Here is a 19192-nt window from a genome sequence, read left to right as displayed (position 1 = left end):
CGGGATTACTCCCCCGCCCCTCCGAATCCTTCTTATTCGCTTTCAATGCCAAGTTGGTCTTTGACTTGTTGCTTAAAGGTTTCGATCGCTTTGGCACGGTCCTTGTTGCCCGCGGTGTATTCACGTACTTGATCACGCCAGAGCTTGTTGATTGTTTCGTCGTACTGGGTCAAGTTTTTACCTGAAGCGTTTGCATTGGCCGGTACAAATACGTCGAACATGTTCTGACCACCGAGCAATGGAACTTCGCCGTTTGATTTCGACATGACAACGGAGGAAGCAACGCTGTCCTTCGTACCTTGCTCGCCTTCCTTCATGGTACCGTTAGCCCAGTAATATTGGAGTCCCGTTTCGGAGGTGTCGAGTGTAACCCACTTCACAAAGTCTGCAACAGCCTGTTTCTTGGCATCGTCCTTGGTGACGTCTTTGTTGGCAAGCAGCCAAGTGCCACCCCAGAAGAACCCTGTTGGTGGTTCGGAAACCGCCCAGTCTCCATTCGTGTCTTTTACTTGACCGTTCATCACGTAGTTGATGAGCCAAGCAGGACCGAAGAAACCGAAGATTGGTTGGGCTCCAGAGCCTGACATATCGGCGTACCAAGCTTCCGTCCAATCCGTTGTATCGTTGTGGTAGCCATTGTCTTTTAACTTTTTAGAGAGATCAAGGAACTCTTCCCGCTTCGGATCGATATGAAGCTTGCCATCAACAATCCAACCCTTGTCCGAGCTGTTCTCAATTGGATGCCAGATATCTCCGTCGCCGGAAACGATGCCGTATCCTTTAGCTTTTAGCTTCGCGGCTGCTTCGTAGAATTTATCCCAGCCTGGTCCAATTTCATTTTTAATAGTGGCTGGATCGTCGGTTCCAAAAACATCCTTCGCAATGGAGCGGCGATAGATGAAGGCACCGCCAGTCGCTTGATAGCCGAGGGCTTTCAATTTGCCGTCTAGGCTGCCGATGTCAACCGAGTATTGAGCGATACCAGCGTCCTTAACCATTTGGTCGTCAAGGCCCAGGTCAGAATAGTTGGCCGAATAGCTGGATGCATCGCCTTGTGTATACTTGAGCACAAATGCTGATTCAGCTGCAAAAATATCCGGGGCATCTTTTCCACCAGCTGCCAGAGCCTGATCAAGAGCAGGCTGATAAGCACCATCAGTGGTTGCAATAACCGTAGTTTTGAACTCAACATTCGCATCCGGATGAGTTTCCATGTACTTCTTGGTCATATTAGGAATCTCATCTGTAAAGCTCCAGAGATTGATAGTGACTTTCTCACCTGTTCCTTTTGATGGAGCTTCGGTAGCGTTTGCTGCTGGTGCAGTCGTTGGGCTTGAGCTAGATGAATTAGAATTAGAATTCGAGTTCCCACCACATGCTGCGAGAGCAGATGACATCACGAGCAATGTAGAGAGCCCCACTAAACTACGTTTCATACTTTTCATATCTTTGCCTCCCCTTTTGTATTATCACTTCGGTTTTATGTAACCGCATACATAATTATAGATCCTCCAATCCTTAAGCATAAGGACACCCTCTTTAGGAAAACTTCCACTATTTTTAGATTCAGTTCTATAGAGCGCAAAAAAAGAGACGCCAAGGGATCTATCCCTTGGTGTCTCCATACTCTGTTTATATTCTGATTATTACTTATCCGCTTTTAGCGCGTCATCCTGTTTCTTGATGAATTCTTCTGGTGTGACGGCTTCACCAAACAATGCCTGAATCTGATTCATGTGTATAGTAGAGGCGACTGGCTTCATTTGTGTATCCAGATAAAGAGTTACTTTATTAGCCTTATTTAACTCGTTTAATAGATCAATGAACATTTGCGGTAGCTTGATGGCCGCAGTATCTACTTTGGTAGCCGGGATTACGCCTGCATTGACAACAGAATGCTCCCCCCACTTTTGAACGAAAAAGCTGACGAATTCTTTGGCCTCCAGAGCATGCTTAGAATTTTTGGAAACGAATAGTCCAGTGCCCGGACCACCGACCCAATCATCCACGTTGCCTTTGCCGCCTTCAACTGTCGGGAACTTGAAATAACCGATGTTGACTTTAAATTCTTGGGCTATATTTGTTGTGGTCGTGAAATCTGGCAGCTCCCAAGTCCCTGTAACGAACATGGCTGACTTTCCGTTCATGAACTGTACCTTGGCTTCATCATTGGATAATCCGTTGTAGCCTTTGATGAATGTGTTCAGGTTTACCAACTCTTGCACTTGTCTTGCAGCCTCTAGCAAGGAAGGATCTGTGAAGTCCTGATCCGCAACAGCTTTATCCATCAGGTTAGGTCCCCCAATACGATCAGCTAGATACATGTACCAGAAGGATGCCGGCCAACCGTCCTTGCCTCCAAGAGTAACCGGTGTTATGCCATTGTTATTCAGTGTTCGAATGATAGCTTTGAGATCATCCAAGGTTTGGGGAGGCTGCAGATTAAATTCTGAAAATATTTCTTTATTATAGTAGACCGGAACTATGTTTAGTTCGACAGGAAGGGCATACGTCTTCCCATCAAAGGAGTACCCCTCCGTCGTACCAGCTACGAATTTCCCTTTCAACTCATCCTGTAAAAGATCGTCCACGGATGCAAACTTATCTCCCCTAACATAAGGATCCATAAAGCCTGCTGCCCAGGTGAATCCGATGTCCGGTAGATCGTTGGAAGCGGCAAGTACCTTCAGTTTGCTTTTATACTGCTCATTTTCAAGCACTTCCGTCTTGATGGTGATATTCGGATTAGCTTCTTCAAATTCTCTGATGATTTCTTTTACCATTTTGTTTTGCGCGGAGTTATTGCTATCCGGCCATAGATGCATCATTTTTAAAGTGATTTTCTCGCCGTCGCTCTTGCTGCTATTCCCCTTATCCCCATTGCAAGCTGTTGTTATCAACAACAATGTTAAGAAAAGGGTGATGGATAATCCGATCCTCTTCGTAGATATTCCCCCCTTGCCGAGCCGTCATTGGATATTCGCTTCTATACCATTCCTCATGGAAGAACGATACTGCCCTGGACTCATTCTTTCGTATTCCTTGAACAGCTTGTTGAAATATTTAACCGTCTGGTAACCCGTAAGGCTGGCAATTTCCGCTATAGGCAGATTCGTTTTCAACAGTAATTCCTTCGCTTTCTGCAATTTTCTACGGGCGACATATTCGCTGAAATTCATCTGGCATTGCTCCTTGAAAAGAGAACTGAAATAGCTCCCGTTCAGATGAACAAGTCCGGCTACTTCCTGTAGACTGATCGCCTCTTCTATATGCATTTCCACGTAGTCTATCGCCTGACGGACCGGATCGCTTAATGCGGCATCTTCATCTCTTATGGCCATTAATTGTGGATCAGCCATCTTTCGCATGAAGCCGATATGTTCCTGCTCCTCCCCTGCCTTCAGGGCATTCTCCACAGATGCGATTAGCTTTTCCCGGCTGGCTGGCTTGAGCAAATATTCAACTACGGACAACTGAATCGCTTGCTGAGCATACTCGAACTCGGCATGACCGGAGATGAGAATAACGGATGGCTGACGCTGTATTTTTTTATCCCTAATTTGGCTAACTAAAGAAAGACCACTGATTCCCGGCATGCGGATGTCCGATATCATGAGCTCCACTGGTATTTCCTCCAAAATTTCAATAGCCGAGATCCCATTGCTTGCCGTAAGGATTTCATAATGACCGGCTGCCCACACCTCTAGTATTTTCTTCATTCCTTCTCTAGATCTCGGTTCATCGTCGACAATAAGAATTGTTCGGCTTCTCATGACATTTTGTCTCCTCGAACAGGAATTTTGATGTTTATACGGGTGCCTTGACCTTTTTGGCTATCGATGGTCATTGCCGCACCCTGCTCATTCTCTCTCGAAAAAAATAGTTGAAGCCTTCTATGCACATTAGCGATTCCGACACCGGAATCTTTTGAAGAAGATACCTTTCCGCTATCCAGCCCTTCCACAAGAGAGCTCAGCATCTCCTCATCCATTCCCATCCCGTCATCTTCCACCGTAATGGTGACCCATTCTTCATCTCCAGCAACCGTTAGCTTTATCCATCCCGGTTCAATCTTGCTCTCGACCCCATGCAATACGGCATTCTCTACAAGGGGCTGCAGCAACAGTCGGGGTAACTCCACATTCGAAAATTCAGGAGGAGCCTCAATTTCCCACTCCAAGCGATCTTCAAATCGCATCTTCATAATAAGCAAATATCGCTTTACATGCTCCAGCTCATCCTGTAACTTCACCCATCCCCCTTTACTCGAGCCGGTGATCGTATAGCGGAATAAATCAGACATGGCGACAACATACTCTGCCAGTTGATCTTCATCCCTATCCAACAGTGACCAGTACAGAACATCTAGGGTATTGAACAAAAAATGCGGATTAATCTGCGCTTGAAGTGCCTTCAACTCCGTATGACTCCGGGATAACTCCTTCTCATAAACTAACTGGATCAGCTCGTTGATATTATCAACCATTTTGTTATAGGAATAATTCAGTTCCTGGATTTCCATAGTGGACGATACGTTTTCGATAGGCTTCAGGATGCCTAGACGTGTACTTCTCATAGCTTTGATCAATCTGAACACAGGTCTGGTAATAAGGATAGACAGGAAAAACGAAAGCAAGGTGAACAGTAAGGTACCCATCAAGGCCGATACGACAATGGTCGTCCGCAAGACCGAAATCCCCTTGGTGATGACGTTAACCGGGGTTAAGATGAGTAGCGTCCATCCTGTCACGGAAGACCGCTGTTTGACAACGATAAAGGACCGTTTGCCGATGGAAACATTCTGATCGTCGGATTCCTCCACCAGCTTTGCTGCTGTCTTTTGTGAAATACTGTCATCGTTAGACGTGATGAACTGCCCATCAGGAGCGAGAAGTAATACTGTTTCTCCGTCCCCTTCCCCGGATAAAGAGTCTTTAAGTGCAAACTTATCTCGGTCTGAGCGAATGAGTAAATACCCTCCAGTTGTGAAATGCCGATCAATAAGGCTGATCTGTCGAATCGCCACAAGCGATGTAGGATCGAGCGGATCAATACCGAACCAAACGAGACTGCCTTCCTTTCTCGTCGCCATTTCGATCCAATCCTCGGGTACCTTATCTCTAAGGGTACTGCCGTCGAGAGGATACAGCCTCACTCCGTCTTTATTATAAAGCTCAACAGATTTGATGCCGTCCGTGTAGATTTGTACCAGATTGATAATAGATGGCAGCGCTTGCCGTTCCGTAAAAGTAGCGGGATGACCCTCTATATCGCGTAAAAGGAGTTGCTGAATATAATCGTTAGTCGAGACCAGCGTCGTCAGAGAATTAATCTGTTCGAGAACGCTTTCCAAACGGCCGTTAGCCTGAATCGCGGTTTGCTGAATATGCTTCTCCGCATTGTTCTTGAGTAGCGTCGAGACTGAATGGAACGTAATCCCTCCAACGAACGTCAGAATGATGAGCATGACGGCGAGAAAACCGAGCAACATTTGATTTCGCAGCGTATTTAACTTTAACATCGACAGTATCCGCCGCATGCAGTCTCTTCCCCTCTTTGTCATATGAGCATGAGATGATCGCCCCTATCCGTAAAAAAGTAAGGGCTTTCAACCTTTTCAGTCATTATATTAGCATGTTTGCTAATGATCCGCTAAGAAAGAATTATGGATTCGACAAAAAGAACTAATATTCTCGCCCCCAATACCGACAGACGGGGTAATTAGCTCCATTTCTAGCAACCTTTTATGTAGGAGTGTCTTACTCCTAATTAAAAAAATCCCGATGATGTATTCATCATCGAGGCTAACTACTGCTTCATTTTTTATTTTCGCCAAAAAGTTGAACAATCTGCCTTATCCATAATGTTAAACTCGATCATTTTCTCAAGTAATGAGAAATCAACCGGACTATCCCATCGGATCCGTAACAACTGCTTGGTGTGATCATAGCCAGCCTGTACAATTGCATCAGAGAAATGATTAATCCCTGCGATTTCAGGCGCAACAGCCATATGTTGTTTGGATACGCTAAAGCCAATAATATAGGTGTCGTGATCAGTGAACATAGGCTGATTCCACGCAATTTTTGACTTTAAATCAGTGAATTTCTCAGTTACCCAAGCCAACACCTCTTCCATTCGCTCCCGATGCTGTGGGTTATCAATTTGCGCTAAATATTCTGCGAAAACCTCCATGTCGATCACTCCTAACTTCAGAATCGCCTTTTGTTCAGGCGTAGTTACAAAAAAACACCCCGTTAGATAATCATATCTAACGGGGTGTTAGGGTGCAACTTTTTATAACGGTACTATTGTGTGGGAAAGGTTATATCCTACTCCACAGTGACACTCTTCGCCAAGTTACGTGGTTTATCCACATCATGACCCAGCGCAAGAGAAGCATAATAAGACAATAATTGCAGAGGTACTACAGACAACGCTGCTGTCAGCATTGGCAATGTCTTAGGAATAACAAACACTTGATCCACTGATCTAAGCAGGTCAGTCAAATGCTCTTGGTGAGTGATCGCAAGCACGTCTGCGCCGCGAGCTTTCACTTCTTTGATGTTGCTGACGGTCTTCTCAAGCACAGCTTCCTGAGTTGCCAGGGCAATAACCGGAACGCCTTCCTCGATCAGAGCCAATGTACCGTGTTTCAATTCACCTGCAGCATAAGCTTCGGAGTGAATATAAGAGATTTCTTTCAGCTTCAAGGAACCTTCTTGAGCAACTGCATAGTCTACGCCGCGGCCGATGAAGAACAGGTTCTTGTGCTCAGAAATTTGCTCTGCATAACCTTTGATCGCTTCTTTTTGAGCTAGGATCTCTTCCACTTGTTCTGGTAGAGCTTGCATAGCTGCTAGAATCTTAGCCACTTGAGCTTCGGTTTGTGTACCGCGAACTTCAGCCAAGTAAAGAGCAAACAATCCGAAAGCGACCAATTGTGAAGTGTAGGCTTTGGTCGAGGCAACAGCAATTTCTGGACCTGCCAAGGTTACCAACACATCATTCGCTTCGCGAGCAATAGAGCTGCCCACTACGTTTGTGATTGCCAGAACATGTGCACCATTAGCTTGCGCTTCACGAAGAGCTGCCAAAGTATCTGCAGTCTCACCGGATTGGCTGACAACGATAACCAAAGTTTCCGGGGTCACGATTGGTGAACGGTAACGATATTCCGAAGCAATGTCATTCTCTACTGGAATACGAACCAAAGATTCGATCATAGTACGTCCTACCACACCAGCGTTGTATGCCGTTCCGCAAGCAACAACTTGGATGTTACGGATGTTCTTGATTTGTTCTTCTGTGATGTTCAACTCTGGCAAAACAACCTTGTTGCCTTCAGCATTAATACGACCACGCATAGTGTCGCGGTAAGCCTTAGGCTGCTCGTGAATTTCTTTCAACATGAAATGCTCGTAGCCGCCTTTTTCTGCGGTAACTGCATCCCAATCGACAGTAATCATTTCCCGAGAAATAAAGTTTCCTTCAATCGTCATCAGTTCGACAGCATCTCTTGTCAAGACTGCCATTTCGCCGTCGTTCAAAATATATACGTTACGGGTATATTCAAGCAATGCAGGAATATCTGACCCGATAAAGTTTTCTCCTTCGCCAAGACCAATAATGAGCGGGCTTGCTTGACGCACAGCCACCAATTTATCTGGTTCATATTCAGTCAGGACGCCTAATGCAAAAGCACCGCGCATGAAGGTAATCGCTTTTTGCACAGCTTTCACAATATCTCCATCATATTCGCGAGCAATCAGGTGTGAAATAACTTCTGTATCTGTTTCGGAGACAAAGTGGCATCCGCCAGCGATCAGCTCTTCTTTCAGATCCAGATAGTTTTCGACAATACCGTTATGAACGACCGAGAACTTCATGCTGTTATCCGTATGTGGATGGGAGTTCTCATCGGATGGTTTACCGTGAGTTGCCCAGCGTGTGTGTCCGATACCTGCGCTACCTGCCAGTGGGCTGCCTTCCAGCTTCGACTGCAGATTCGCCAAACGGCCTTGTGCTTTCACTACCTGCAGTCCTTCCCCAGTGAATACAGCTATACCAGCGGAATCATATCCCCGATACTCCAGCTTCTTCAAACCTTCAACCAAGATCCCCTGCGAATTCTGATTACCAATATATCCTACAATACCACACATTATTATTTCCCCCGTCCGAGTTATCGTAATGTGGCGGCATAAGGAAAGAAACGTGCCGTGCGGCATGTTTTTGAGAAAAAGCAAATATTCTGTTGTATTTTTGGATCAACAAAATAAACTGTCACTTACATCTTATGTTCATGAAATGCACAGCCTTCTTCTCTGCCGTGGCAGAATCAACGTGTTTCTTTACGATGCGCGCACACATGAATTTTATATTTCTTATGCACCCATGAAAACGTTGTGTGAAAGGTCGCCCTTCCATTTTCCGTCTCCATTTACGGCTCTGGTGCATCACCGGGAGGTCCCCGCCGAACATTTCGAACACCTCCACCTCGTCAGCTTACGTCTGCCGTGATCCGTTCAAGCCCTTGTCTACATAACCATGTAGCAGCTTTCCCTTCTCCCCCGCGCTCGACCAAGCTCTGGCGCTTGCTATTGCAAACCTCACAATCCCCGCTTTCCTTCTAGAATGACACTTAATCTATTATATGCACCTTACATTACTTTGGCAATGCTGCACCAACCTAAATTTCACAAATCCCTGTTCAGACGATCCATCCAAAAATAATAAACACCGGTGTAACGAGTCCGAATCGCTCTCGCTCTCTACACCGGCTATATAGGTATGGTAATGAATTATACCAATTCGCGTTGAACCACTTCTACAATTTGATTCACATAAAGATCTAGATCTGCCTTATCAGGGCCTTCTGCCATGACACGGATTAAAGACTCCGTACCCGACGGACGTACAAGCACACGGCCATTGTCGCCTAGCTTGCCTTCTACTTCAGCGATAGCTGCTTCGATAGCCTGGTTGTTAGGATAATTGGTCTTATCTTGTACACGAACATTGACTAGAACCTGCGGGTATTTCGTCATCATGCTCTTAACCTCGCTAAGCTGCTTACCGGAAGCTTTAAGCGTATCTACCAGCTGGATAGCCGTCAGAATACCATCACCTGTTGTATTATAATCAAGGAAGATAACATGTCCGGACTGTTCTCCACCTAGATTAAAACCACCACGGCGCATTTCTTCCATCACATACCGGTCGCCTACAGCTGTTTTAGCAGTGTTGAGGGATAATTTCTCGGTAGCCTTGTAGAAACCGATATTACTCATAACCGTTGATACAATTGTGCTATCTTTCAGCTTACCAGCACGATTCATTGCATCCCCACAAATACAGAGAATAAAGTCTCCGTCCACTTCATCGCCTTTATTGTCGATCGCAATCAATCGGTCAGCATCTCCGTCAAAAGCAAGTCCCAAATCCGCTCCATGACGTAATACTTCCTCACGCAAAGTCTCTGGATGTGTCGAACCAAATCCAGCATTAATATTCAATCCATCAGGCTCAGCACCAATAGAAATAACCTCAGCGCCCAGCTCTCTGAACAATCTTGGTGCAAGTTCATACGCTGCGCCGTGAGCACAGTCGAGTACAACCTTAATTCCCTTGAAATCTTGAGAAATGGTTGTCTTCAAATACTCCAGATAGAGGTACTTGGCGTCATTATCAACCGTAACCATACCTAAACCAGAGCCGATAGGACGAGGCAATTCATCTACTTCAGCATCCATTAGTTCTTCAATACGCAGCTCAGTTTCATCCGTAAGCTTGAAACCATCTCCGCCAAAGAACTTAATGCCATTATCTTCAACCGGATTATGTGATGCCGAAATCATGACCCCTGCATCTGCCTTTAATAATCTCGTAATATAGGCAACAGCAGGTGTACTCACTACACCTATACGGATTACATCTGCCCCAATAGACAGCAAACCAGCAATAAGAGCCGATTCGAGCAAAGGTCCGGAAATTCGTGTATCCATCCCAATGACAACCTTTGGTTTATGCACGTTACCCGCTAGTACATATCCTCCACAGCGACCAATGCTATAAGCCATTTCTGCAGTTAATTCACGGTTTGCTACTCCCCGCACACCGTCAGTTCCAAAATACTTCCCCATTATTTTTCTCCTTTGAATACGCTACATTAGCTTAATGTTCTATCCTATGATTTGAATACTATTTTGGTGTACCTTTGGGACATATCCTAAAAGACGTATTTCAATAAAAGGTTACGTTCCCCCTGTACCTACAGGATTTTCGGAATTCGTACTTGTGTTAGCTGTGCCATTATTCTCTGGACTGCTATCCGTGGGGACAGGCGTCGCTGTAGCTCCAACTTCTCCGCTATGTGTAGGCTTCTCAGTGGCCTCCTCATCGCCTATAACAGGTTCAGAGCTTGGCTCAGGAGTAGTTACACTACCCGCGTCTGGATGAGGCGTAGGCACCGGCGTTGCAGGTGACAGCAACTGTACAGTTACCGTAAGAGGCACACTTGAATTAGCCAGTGCGATGAATTTAGGCAGTGATACCCGTAAAGAAACCTCGTGAGTCCCGGCAGTCAGGCCAGTCACATCAGCCACAACACCTATATCGTCTTTATTTAGTTGATTTAGCAAAGTAGGTGCACCTGTTAAGGTAAGGGCTATATCCTTGCTTGTTGGATTAACAATACTTCCTTCAAACTCATCACCGACACCCTGTAACTTAATGGGTACCGCTTCAACCGTCCGTTCAGCAATTTCTGAGATCGTTAATGAAACGTTCACGGTTTCAGGCATTACTTTCTCAGTTCCTGCCGGAGGTTTCAGTTCTACCTTCAGCTGCTTCGTTCCTGCAGAATCTATAGCGCTAAGATCGACACTTGCTTCATAGGTAGATAATGCAGCTAATGCATTGGCTTGACCATATACCACGACTGATTCCAGCTCAGGTGTCACATTTGATAAGACGAGAGAACCCGGAAGTTGTCCGGTAAAGCCGATATCCAGCGGTAAGCTCTTAAAAGGCAAGGTAATTGGCAATTCCACCGAAACGGTAGCCGGCTCAATGACGGCATCCTTTACTTCTTTTCCTTCATTATCATAAGCATGCAGCTTCAATTTCTTCTCTTTAAAGGTTTCGTTCTCGCCATTTAGCTCAATAGTGCCTTGTACCTTCACCACTTTGCTTAACTCATTATCTGGCAGCGTAACCTCAACAGTATCCGTAGGCTGCAAGACTGGGGTACCTAATTGATACCCTGCTGCTGGTTCTCCCTTGGTAACCAATGTTATGGGAAAAGACTTTGTATTTCGCAGCTCTACATGTACGTTGACCTCTTTAGGAGTCATTCTGACAAGCGTTACACCTCTAGGTAATGAATATGAGAGTGGCAACGTATTATCTCCAGGCTCAACCTTACTTAGATCAAGTGTCACTTTATAGTCGTCCGAGAACTGAAAAGAGATATCCGAGTTCTTCCCCTTAACCTCCATACTCACACTATCTACATCCTTGTATTCCAGTACAAATTTATCTTTATCTAGACCGATCTCTTCGATCTTTACATTCTCAATTATCTTCGATTTAGTATCGACCGTGGTCTGTCCAACAGGTGCAGTGTCGATACGAACCATAGTAAACAGTATGATCCCAAATGCAAGGGCTAGAATCTTATTGAAATTGTTATTGCTCATCCACTTATCCATGATTTTTGTCCCCCTTCCGTTTCCAGAAAGTTGAACCTTTCTCCTTCAGCGATGAACTTACACTCAGCTCTTGATGGAGCTTCGAAATCATTGATTCTTCCTTAATGTCCCTTACAATTTGACCATTGATGGCCAGAGAAATCTGTCCTGTCTCCTCCGAGACAATGACAGACACCGAGTCCGCAACCTCACTAATCCCGATAGCCGCGCGATGTCTTGTCCCCAGTTCCTTGCTAATAAAAGGGTTCTCGGACAAAGGTAAATAACATGCAGCCGCGGCGATCTGATTCCCCTGCATAATAAGGGCTCCGTCATGCAGAGGGGTGTTAGGTATAAAGATGTTAATCAGCAACTCAGAGCTGACTAAAGAACGCATGGCGATACCCGATTCCGTATATTCATTAAGGCCTGTCTCTCGCTCGAATACGATTAATGCCCCTATTTTTCTATGTGATAAATAATTTACGGCTTTAATCACTTCGCCAATTAATTTACTGAGTTCTTCATCACTTTCCCCAGCCCGTCCGAAAAATTTACCTCGTCCAAGCTGCTCCAGTCCCCTTCGTAGTTCCGGCTGAAAGATGATAAAGACCGCCAGCACCCCGAATGTAAACATTTGATTCATTAGCCATTTGAGCGTATAGAGGTCTAGCATGGTACTCACAGCCCAAATCAAAACCAGGACCAGAATCCCCTTCAGCAGCTGAATCGCTCGAGTTCCGCGGACCATATTAAGCACTTTATAAATAATGTAGCTGACGATCAGTATATCAATAATATCTTTAATGGAATCTTTCCATGTTAAGTCTGTAAAATAACTCATTGCCTAAAACCCCCGTCATTTCATATTAGCTGGGTTTATGTAAAATGTCTGTTAGATCTGTATCAATATCTAGGTTATAACGTTCGGGCTCCAGTTGCAAGTTTAGCCCCTCACCCATTTTCTAATTTTTCTAAATTTAGGCAACAAAAAAGCGCCATCTTTCCGGAAAAAGAGGCGCAAAATAATATTCCAGCTCAAGGTAACCACTGTCGCTTTCTTTAACGGTAGGCAACTTCAGAGAACATGTTCGTCACTTTATACCAGAGCCAACTTACCGCTTGGTCTATGCTTTTGACTTGCCCAGAAATATGAGCTGTTGAAGCCTGATACAAAGAACCGTCAATGACTGTTACGTTGCCGTTCACTTCCCCATATACCTGTGCTTTACCATTCTCAATGGTAAGGTCACCGGTAATAATCTTGCCGGAAGGTACGATTACAGTATCCCCTTTGATAACCACTTGATCCAGATCTGCACCTCTAACTACAAGTTGTCTATCTGGACTCCAAAAAGTTACGGAACTCATCAGCATTACGACAAGAAACAGAGATGCCGCTGTAAGTGCAGGGTGTCTCTTGATCCAGGTAACAAAAGCATTTTCTTTCTTGGTCTTTGGCAATGAACTCATTATCCGGCTCACAAGATCATCTGAGGCAACAGGATTCTGATGCATTAGGGAGAACATCAACATATCTGTCTGTTCTAATTCTTTAAACTTTGCACGGCAATCTGGACAGGATAGAAGATGCTCCTTCAACTCCCTCTGCTGCTGATCGGGCAAGTCGTCATCCAAGTAGTCGTGCATCATAGAGACGGCCAGTTTGCATTCCATAGGAGCCAATCCTTTCATGAGTGCTATTTAATTATCCTAAGACAAAGGGTCAGGACACATAAGACTTGCTTAACTTACATACGTCGCTCTCCCAAAGATGTTTCATAAAAAAAAATCTATTTTTACATTTTCGGGCCTAATTTTTTACGTAAAAATTCACGACCTCGGTGTACACGCGTCTTAATCGTGGTTACAGGCATGTCGAGCACGTCACTTATTTCCTGAAGCGACAAATCCTGCAGGTATCTAAGAATCATCACAGACCTGTATTTCACAGGCAGACTGTCAATGGCCTCATAGATTAGCCCCTGCGTCTCAGAGAGCAGTAATTCGGTCTCAGGTGTTACATTATCACTTGGAATCAACGAATAGCCGTCAAGGCCCTCCTGATCGTTCATATCTGCATCGAGCGAATAGGTTGGTTTCCGTTTGCGTAATCTATCAATACAGAGGTTCGTTCCAATCCGATAAATCCAGGTAGAGAACTTCTGTTTATCATCATACCGATCCAAGTTTCTATACACACGCAAAAAGGTCTCCTGAACAATATCCTCCGCCTCATGGCGATTGTTCAGCATCCGGTACGCCAGATGATATATTTTGTCTTTATATAGTTCCACAAGCTCGGCAAATGCCCTTTGGTCGCCTTTTAAGGCGAGCTTTGTCAATCTGCCTTCCAAATTCTCCACCTGTTAACTCCCCCAGACTTGCCGCCCTTGGTATTTATTTTCAAATATCCACGGTACAAGCAATTAAATCGTAATTCAAGTTTGTGTAAAAATCAAGGATTGTATTGTAACCTTCTCTGTAAACTGAGTTAAAAACTGGACAACTTGGTATAGGTGATTAAGTGCAGCTTCGAGAAATATTTGGACTTCCGGTCGCTGTTATTGTCAGATTTCCTGATTTAAACCGCTACTCTACTCGCGGTAGAAATCTGACAATAAAGGCGATCGCTAACGCTCCTACAGTTCCAAACATTCTCTACGCTGCTCCATCACCTGAATAATAAGTGCCACACTATTTACCTTCGCTTACATCTCGGTTACTTGGGTAGGGCCTGAAAGATCAATATTGGGCAAAGCACATCAATATTTTTCAGGACAAAAGAATCACTTGGCAGCACAATATTTAGTTTATGAGCAAAGTAGCTCGTATTAAGCAACAAAATCATCCCGTCGGTTGAATAGGCTTCTGTTAGTTTAAATTTGTCGCATATGGAGCAGAGATTGTTATACTTTCCGCAGGGTTTTCAGTGATTTGGCGAGTAAGAACTCCAGTGTAGGTTTAGGGTTTCATTTTGATGGAACAAGTTATAGGGAAAACCTCCCTATAAATTAGGTCACAGCTGTTTTATGACCAAGTTATAAGGAATTTCTCCCTGTATATTGGCCAAATTCAATTAATTACACCAAGTTCAGCTGATATAAAGGGAACAATTCCCTATATTTTATCGAAATGAGCTTGAAATACCGATTTACAGGTAATAATCCCCTTTAATTTAGCATTTTGACCCTGAAGCAGAGAAATATGAAACTTAAAAATGTTTATGTGTGCGAACAGACAGTAATTCTTATAAAGATGCAAATAAACACGGGTTCCAGCGCTCCTTTTGTGCATCCTTTGCACACATTCCTGGCAATGTCCATAACGCGTGTGCCACAGCGCATCGCTTTTTTCTCGGTCTATAATGCTTCTATGAAGACTATTGGTCAGATGATGACCTTGCATTTCCATGAATCCATGAAAGTAATCTTTTAGAATCTGCCGGATACTGCATAATTTCCTATACAAGCACAAAGAGTCCGCCCCAATAAAGGGCGGACTCTTTGTGTTAAGACTATATCAGCCGGTATTCCGAAGACCAGCGGCAATGCCATTGATGGTAAGCAATACTTCGCGGAGCAATTCGCTATCGTCTCCGTCAACTTCACGGAGCGCTCTAAGCTCAGATAGCAATTGAACCTGCAGGTAGCTAAGCGGATCAACGTAAGGATTGCGGAGTCTGATCGACTCCTGAATCACAGGGACGTTATCCAAGATATCCTGCTGGCCAGTAATCTTCAGGATCAACTCAGATGTCAGTTTGAATTCATCTTCAATCTGGCCGAAGATCCGTTGACGCGCTTCTTCGTTCTTGCCCATGCTGGCGTATTCCTTAGCAATGATCAAGTCCGCTTTTGAGATAGCCATTTGCAGCGTATCTATCAGTGTAGTAAAGAATGAGAAGTTCTCATACATATGCTGCATTACCTTCAGATTCTCTTCCTTACCCTCATAGAAACTCTGCAGTCCGGTTCCAGCAGCATACCACGCTGGAAGCAAATAACGGCTTTGTGTCCACGCAAATACCCATGGAATTGCACGCAAGTCTTCAAAGCGGTCACTGTTCTTCCGTTTGGAAGGGCGTGAACCAATATTAAGCTCTCCAACCTCAGGCAGAGGTGTGGATTCTTTGAAATAAGTCAGGAAGTCCGGATCACGGAATATCAAATCCTGATATTTGTGAAGCGAAACTTCAGAGATACGGGCAACAATCTCTTCCCACTTCTCTTCATATAAATCCGCTTGTGGAATTCTCGCATTGATCGCTGCAGTCACAAGCGCAGATGTCGCTTGCTCTAGACTGCGGTAAGCAATCCCTTGCATCGAATAACGGGAGGAGATAACTTCTCCCTGCTCGGTGATCTTAATGCCGCCGCCAATCGTCGAGGCTGGCTGAGCCAGAATGCTGCGGTTAAGCGGCATGCCGCCACGGCCGAGCGCTCCACCACGACCGTGGAAGAACTTCAGCTTGATTCCGAACTTATCGGCTGTAGCTGTAATCTCTTTCAGAGCAACACGCAGTTCATAGTTAGCAGTAACCACGCCGCCATCTTTGTTACTATCTGAATATCCAAGCATGATTTCCTGCAAATCATTCATTGCTCTTACTGCATCGCGGTAGATAGGCATGCTGAGCAATCTATTCATAATTTGTGGTGCTTCATGCAAATCATCAATTGTTTCAAAAAGTGGCACAGCTTGCAGCGTACATACGACTGTACCGTCATTATCTTTGCGGAATAGTCCTACCTCTTTGGAGAAGACCATAACCTCCAGAATATCGCTTGCCGCTTCTGCCATACTGATCAGATAACTAGTGATACATTGTTTGCCGTACTCTTCTTGCGAAGCGAAGATCGTCCGGTACACTGCAAGACATTCCTCTGTACCCTCACTATACGTCTGATAAGAAGAAGTGATTGGACGTGGATCATTCAACAGCTTCTCCAGTAACTCAATCTTCTCATCTTCAGACAGTTTGGAGTAATCCGGCGTAATGTTCATTTTCGCCAAAATTTCAGTCATAGCATTCTCATGTTCTTGACTGTGCTGACGCACATCAAGTGTCGCCGTATGGAAACCGAACAGCTCCACTTGACGGATCAATTTCTTAATATAAGTGTCGGCCACATAATCGGCATAGTGATGCCGTAAGCTGCGGTCAATCACGTTCAAATCATCGATAAACTCTTCAGGTGTAGAATAACGCTCAAGAGTATCTTTTTTCTCATCATCCAGAACATTTTGTGTCTTGGAGATCATATAGCTAAGCTTAATACGGTAAGGTTCATTATCATTGCGCCATTCTTCCATCTTGCCAAGATTAATGATCTCACGATCAGCTTCAATGGATTCTACTAGCTCAGGCGTCACCTTAACAATACTTGTGCTAAAGCTTAGATATTTCATGAGTTCACGCATAATCCGTTGATATTCCCGAATCGCCAGCTTACGCTGCATGCGCAAGGTCTGTGAAGTAACTGTAGAAGTTACCGAAGGGTTACCGTCACGGTCTCCACCAATCCATGAGCCAAAACGCAAGTAGGTTGGTACATGCCAATTCTGCCCTGGGTAGTATTTACTGAGACAACGTTCAAGTTCTTGATAAACATCGGGCAATACATGGAAGATCGTCTCATGGAAATAGTACATCCCATTACGTACTTCATCGAGTACGGTAGGCTTACGGTCACGCAGTTCATCCGTTTGCCATAGCGTAATCACTTCATTTAATAGCTTCTCACGGAGCTGTTCACGCTCCCGGAAGGTTAAGGTAGGGTTATCCAGACCCATAACATCATCAGATATCCGCTTATGAATATCGAGAATAGCACGGCGCATAGCTTCCGTTGGATGTGCCGTCATTACAAGTTCCAGAGATAATCCTGCAATAATCTCGTTAACTTCCTCATGAGAGAAATCACGTTCACGAAGCTCTTTAATCGCGCTTTCTATAGAACCGGGTTGGACTGTCTCCCCAGCTGAACGTTCATAGTCACGTTTGCGGCGAATCCGATGGTTCTGTTCGGCAATATTCACGAGCTGAAAATAAATAGCGAACGCTCTTATTACCTGATGACGGTTCTCTGGATCCAAAGAATTGATTAACTCCTTAAATTCACTGTGCAGTTCAGGTAAAAATAGTGAGCGCAGCGATTTACTGGTTTCGCGAATTTTCTCCACGATCTCTAGTAGTTCGTTACCGCCTTGGTGAACCAAGACCTCTCCTAAAATGTTCCCCAAGAACCGTACGTCCCGTCGCAGCAGATTGTTAGAGTTGCTTTTGCTGACGGTAGTCGTAAGTTCGGTCATGCTGCTCCCCCCATTCTCTTCCGGATCAATGTGTTAATTATTGTCTGTCTAAATATCTTCTATTAAAGCTTTCCTCATATCATACAATAAAACTGTGTGAAAATCTCCAACTTTTTTGTGCTGTAAAGCGACACAGTAATTAAGATTATACACCAATTTCTCAATTTATACAGTCCTTATATTTTATGTATTCTTTCTTATATATAATGGCTCTAGAATGCCTTCAGTATGTGTATTTAAATACGGAGTGTTCGGATCTGATCGATGAACAGGCCAATAAGCGGAGAATAATGACGATCGCGGTTATACGAATAATAGATATGTCTTTGAAAATTATAATCTGGAATGGTGCGCATTAGCAATCTTCCTCTGGCTACCTCATCCTCCACAGCAAGACGCGATATAAACGAAACGTACTTTCCACTCATAAGCGATTGCTTTATGGCCTCCAGTGAATCCAGTAGAATATAGGTCCTCGGTTCATTCCCCTCACGCTCAAACCATTTATCCGTCAGTTGGCGTGTACTCGACTCCTTGTCATGTAATATAAAACTTGCTGAAGCAATCATAGCCGGATTTAGATTAGAAAATGAGGCAAATTCATGAGATGGCGAAAAAACAAGCACGAGCTCGTCCTCACACAAGGCTTGAGTATGCAGATCTGGTAGATAAAAAGATTCTGTAGACAAAATACCAAGGTCAATCTCATGGCTAGCCAGCATTTCTTTGATTACAGGGGAAGGCTTAACCGATAAAGAGATCGTAATCCCCGGATGTTGTTCTCCAAACAGCCCCAATATTTTTGGAAGAATATAAGTAGCTGGAACGTAACTGGCACCAATCTTAAGCGTTCCCCGCCCCGCCTGACTGAACTCTTTTACAACCCGCTCCGCTTCTGCAGCTAGTGCATTGATTTTAGTCGCATAATGAAGAAACGCTTTTCCACTCTCCGTAAGAATCATTTTATCCATTCTGGATTCAAATAACTTCTCCCCCAATTGCAGCTCTAAATTCTTTAAATGGTACGTAACGGTGGGCTGCTTCAGTCCGAGTTTATCGGCTACTGTAGTTATTTTCTTATGTTTATTTAACAGTTCTACGATTTCCAGCTTGATTAAATTAAGGTTCATTATCATCCACTCCTCGCCTATTCACTAAACGGTAACATAGAAGAATTCTATGAA

General features: G+C 44.4%; 13 protein-coding genes. All 13 read right to left on the bottom strand.

Annotated elements, in window-relative coordinates:
• Positions 1 to 32: 32 nt before the first annotated feature.
• The 13 genes from ACQKMP_RS25975 to ACQKMP_RS25915 all read right to left on the bottom strand — a co-directional run bounded on the left by ACQKMP_RS25975 (position 33) and on the right by ACQKMP_RS25915 (position 19138).
• Complete coding sequence (locus ACQKMP_RS25975; RefSeq protein WP_427471792.1) at positions 33 to 1397, bottom strand: ABC transporter substrate-binding protein; 1365 nt, start codon at positions 1395 to 1397, stop codon at positions 33 to 35.
• Positions 1398 to 1646: 249 nt separating this feature from the next.
• Positions 1647 to 2828, bottom strand: a complete 1182-nt coding sequence (locus ACQKMP_RS25970; protein ID WP_340972951.1) for an extracellular solute-binding protein — start codon at positions 2826 to 2828, stop codon at positions 1647 to 1649.
• 141 nt (positions 2829 to 2969) lie between these two features.
• Positions 2970 to 3773 (bottom strand): response regulator transcription factor, encoded by an 804-nt coding sequence (locus ACQKMP_RS25965; protein WP_042192060.1) that lies wholly within the window; start codon positions 3771 to 3773, stop codon positions 2970 to 2972.
• A complete protein-coding gene (locus tag ACQKMP_RS25960) occupies positions 3770 to 5539 on the bottom strand; it encodes a sensor histidine kinase (protein WP_340972952.1) in 1770 nt (589 codons plus the stop codon). The genes ACQKMP_RS25965 and ACQKMP_RS25960 overlap by 4 nt, the downstream gene beginning before the upstream one ends.
• Before the next feature lie 284 nt (positions 5540 to 5823).
• The gene (locus tag ACQKMP_RS25955) at positions 5824 to 6195 is read right to left on the bottom strand and encodes an iron chaperone (protein ID WP_427471790.1); all 372 of its coding nucleotides are present in this window, start codon (positions 6193 to 6195) and stop codon (positions 5824 to 5826) included.
• Between the two features lie 137 nt (positions 6196 to 6332).
• On the bottom strand, positions 6333 to 8165 hold the full coding sequence (gene glmS, locus ACQKMP_RS25950; protein WP_042192067.1) for a glutamine--fructose-6-phosphate transaminase (isomerizing): 1833 nt from the start codon (positions 8163 to 8165) through the stop codon (positions 6333 to 6335).
• A 639-nt stretch (positions 8166 to 8804) separates the two neighbouring features.
• Positions 8805 to 10145, bottom strand: coding sequence for a phosphoglucosamine mutase (gene glmM / locus ACQKMP_RS25945; RefSeq protein ID WP_042192071.1), 1341 nt, complete (start codon positions 10143 to 10145; stop codon positions 8805 to 8807).
• A 111-nt stretch (positions 10146 to 10256) separates the two neighbouring features.
• Complete coding sequence (locus tag ACQKMP_RS25940) at positions 10257 to 11714, bottom strand: CdaR family protein (RefSeq protein WP_052404438.1); 1458 nt, start codon at positions 11712 to 11714, stop codon at positions 10257 to 10259.
• On the bottom strand, positions 11707 to 12537 hold the full coding sequence (cdaA, locus tag ACQKMP_RS25935; protein WP_042192076.1) for a diadenylate cyclase CdaA: 831 nt from the start codon (positions 12535 to 12537) through the stop codon (positions 11707 to 11709). Before cdaA ends, ACQKMP_RS25940 begins: the two co-directional genes overlap by 8 nt.
• A gap of 218 nt (positions 12538 to 12755) precedes the next feature.
• Positions 12756 to 13370 carry a zf-HC2 domain-containing protein gene (locus ACQKMP_RS25930; RefSeq protein WP_042192079.1) on the bottom strand — a complete coding sequence of 205 codons (615 nt, stop codon included), beginning with the start codon at positions 13368 to 13370 and terminating at the stop codon, positions 12756 to 12758.
• A gap of 122 nt (positions 13371 to 13492) precedes the next feature.
• Positions 13493 to 14059 carry an RNA polymerase sigma factor SigW gene (gene sigW / locus ACQKMP_RS25925; protein WP_042192081.1) on the bottom strand — a complete coding sequence of 189 codons (567 nt, stop codon included), beginning with the start codon at positions 14057 to 14059 and terminating at the stop codon, positions 13493 to 13495.
• Positions 14060 to 15215: 1156 nt separating this feature from the next.
• On the bottom strand, positions 15216 to 18008 hold the full coding sequence (gene ppc, locus ACQKMP_RS25920; RefSeq protein ID WP_427471786.1) for a phosphoenolpyruvate carboxylase: 2793 nt from the start codon (positions 18006 to 18008) through the stop codon (positions 15216 to 15218).
• A 236-nt stretch (positions 18009 to 18244) separates the two neighbouring features.
• Positions 18245 to 19138 carry a LysR family transcriptional regulator gene (locus ACQKMP_RS25915; protein ID WP_427471784.1) on the bottom strand — a complete coding sequence of 298 codons (894 nt, stop codon included), beginning with the start codon at positions 19136 to 19138 and terminating at the stop codon, positions 18245 to 18247.
• Positions 19139 to 19192 lie beyond the last annotated feature (54 nt).

The sequence above is a fragment of the Paenibacillus sp. NPDC101420 genome (assembly GCF_050277435.1).
GTDB lineage: Bacteria > Bacillota > Bacilli > Paenibacillales > Paenibacillaceae > Paenibacillus_AQ.
This window is presented reverse-complemented; position numbering and strand designations above follow the sequence as displayed.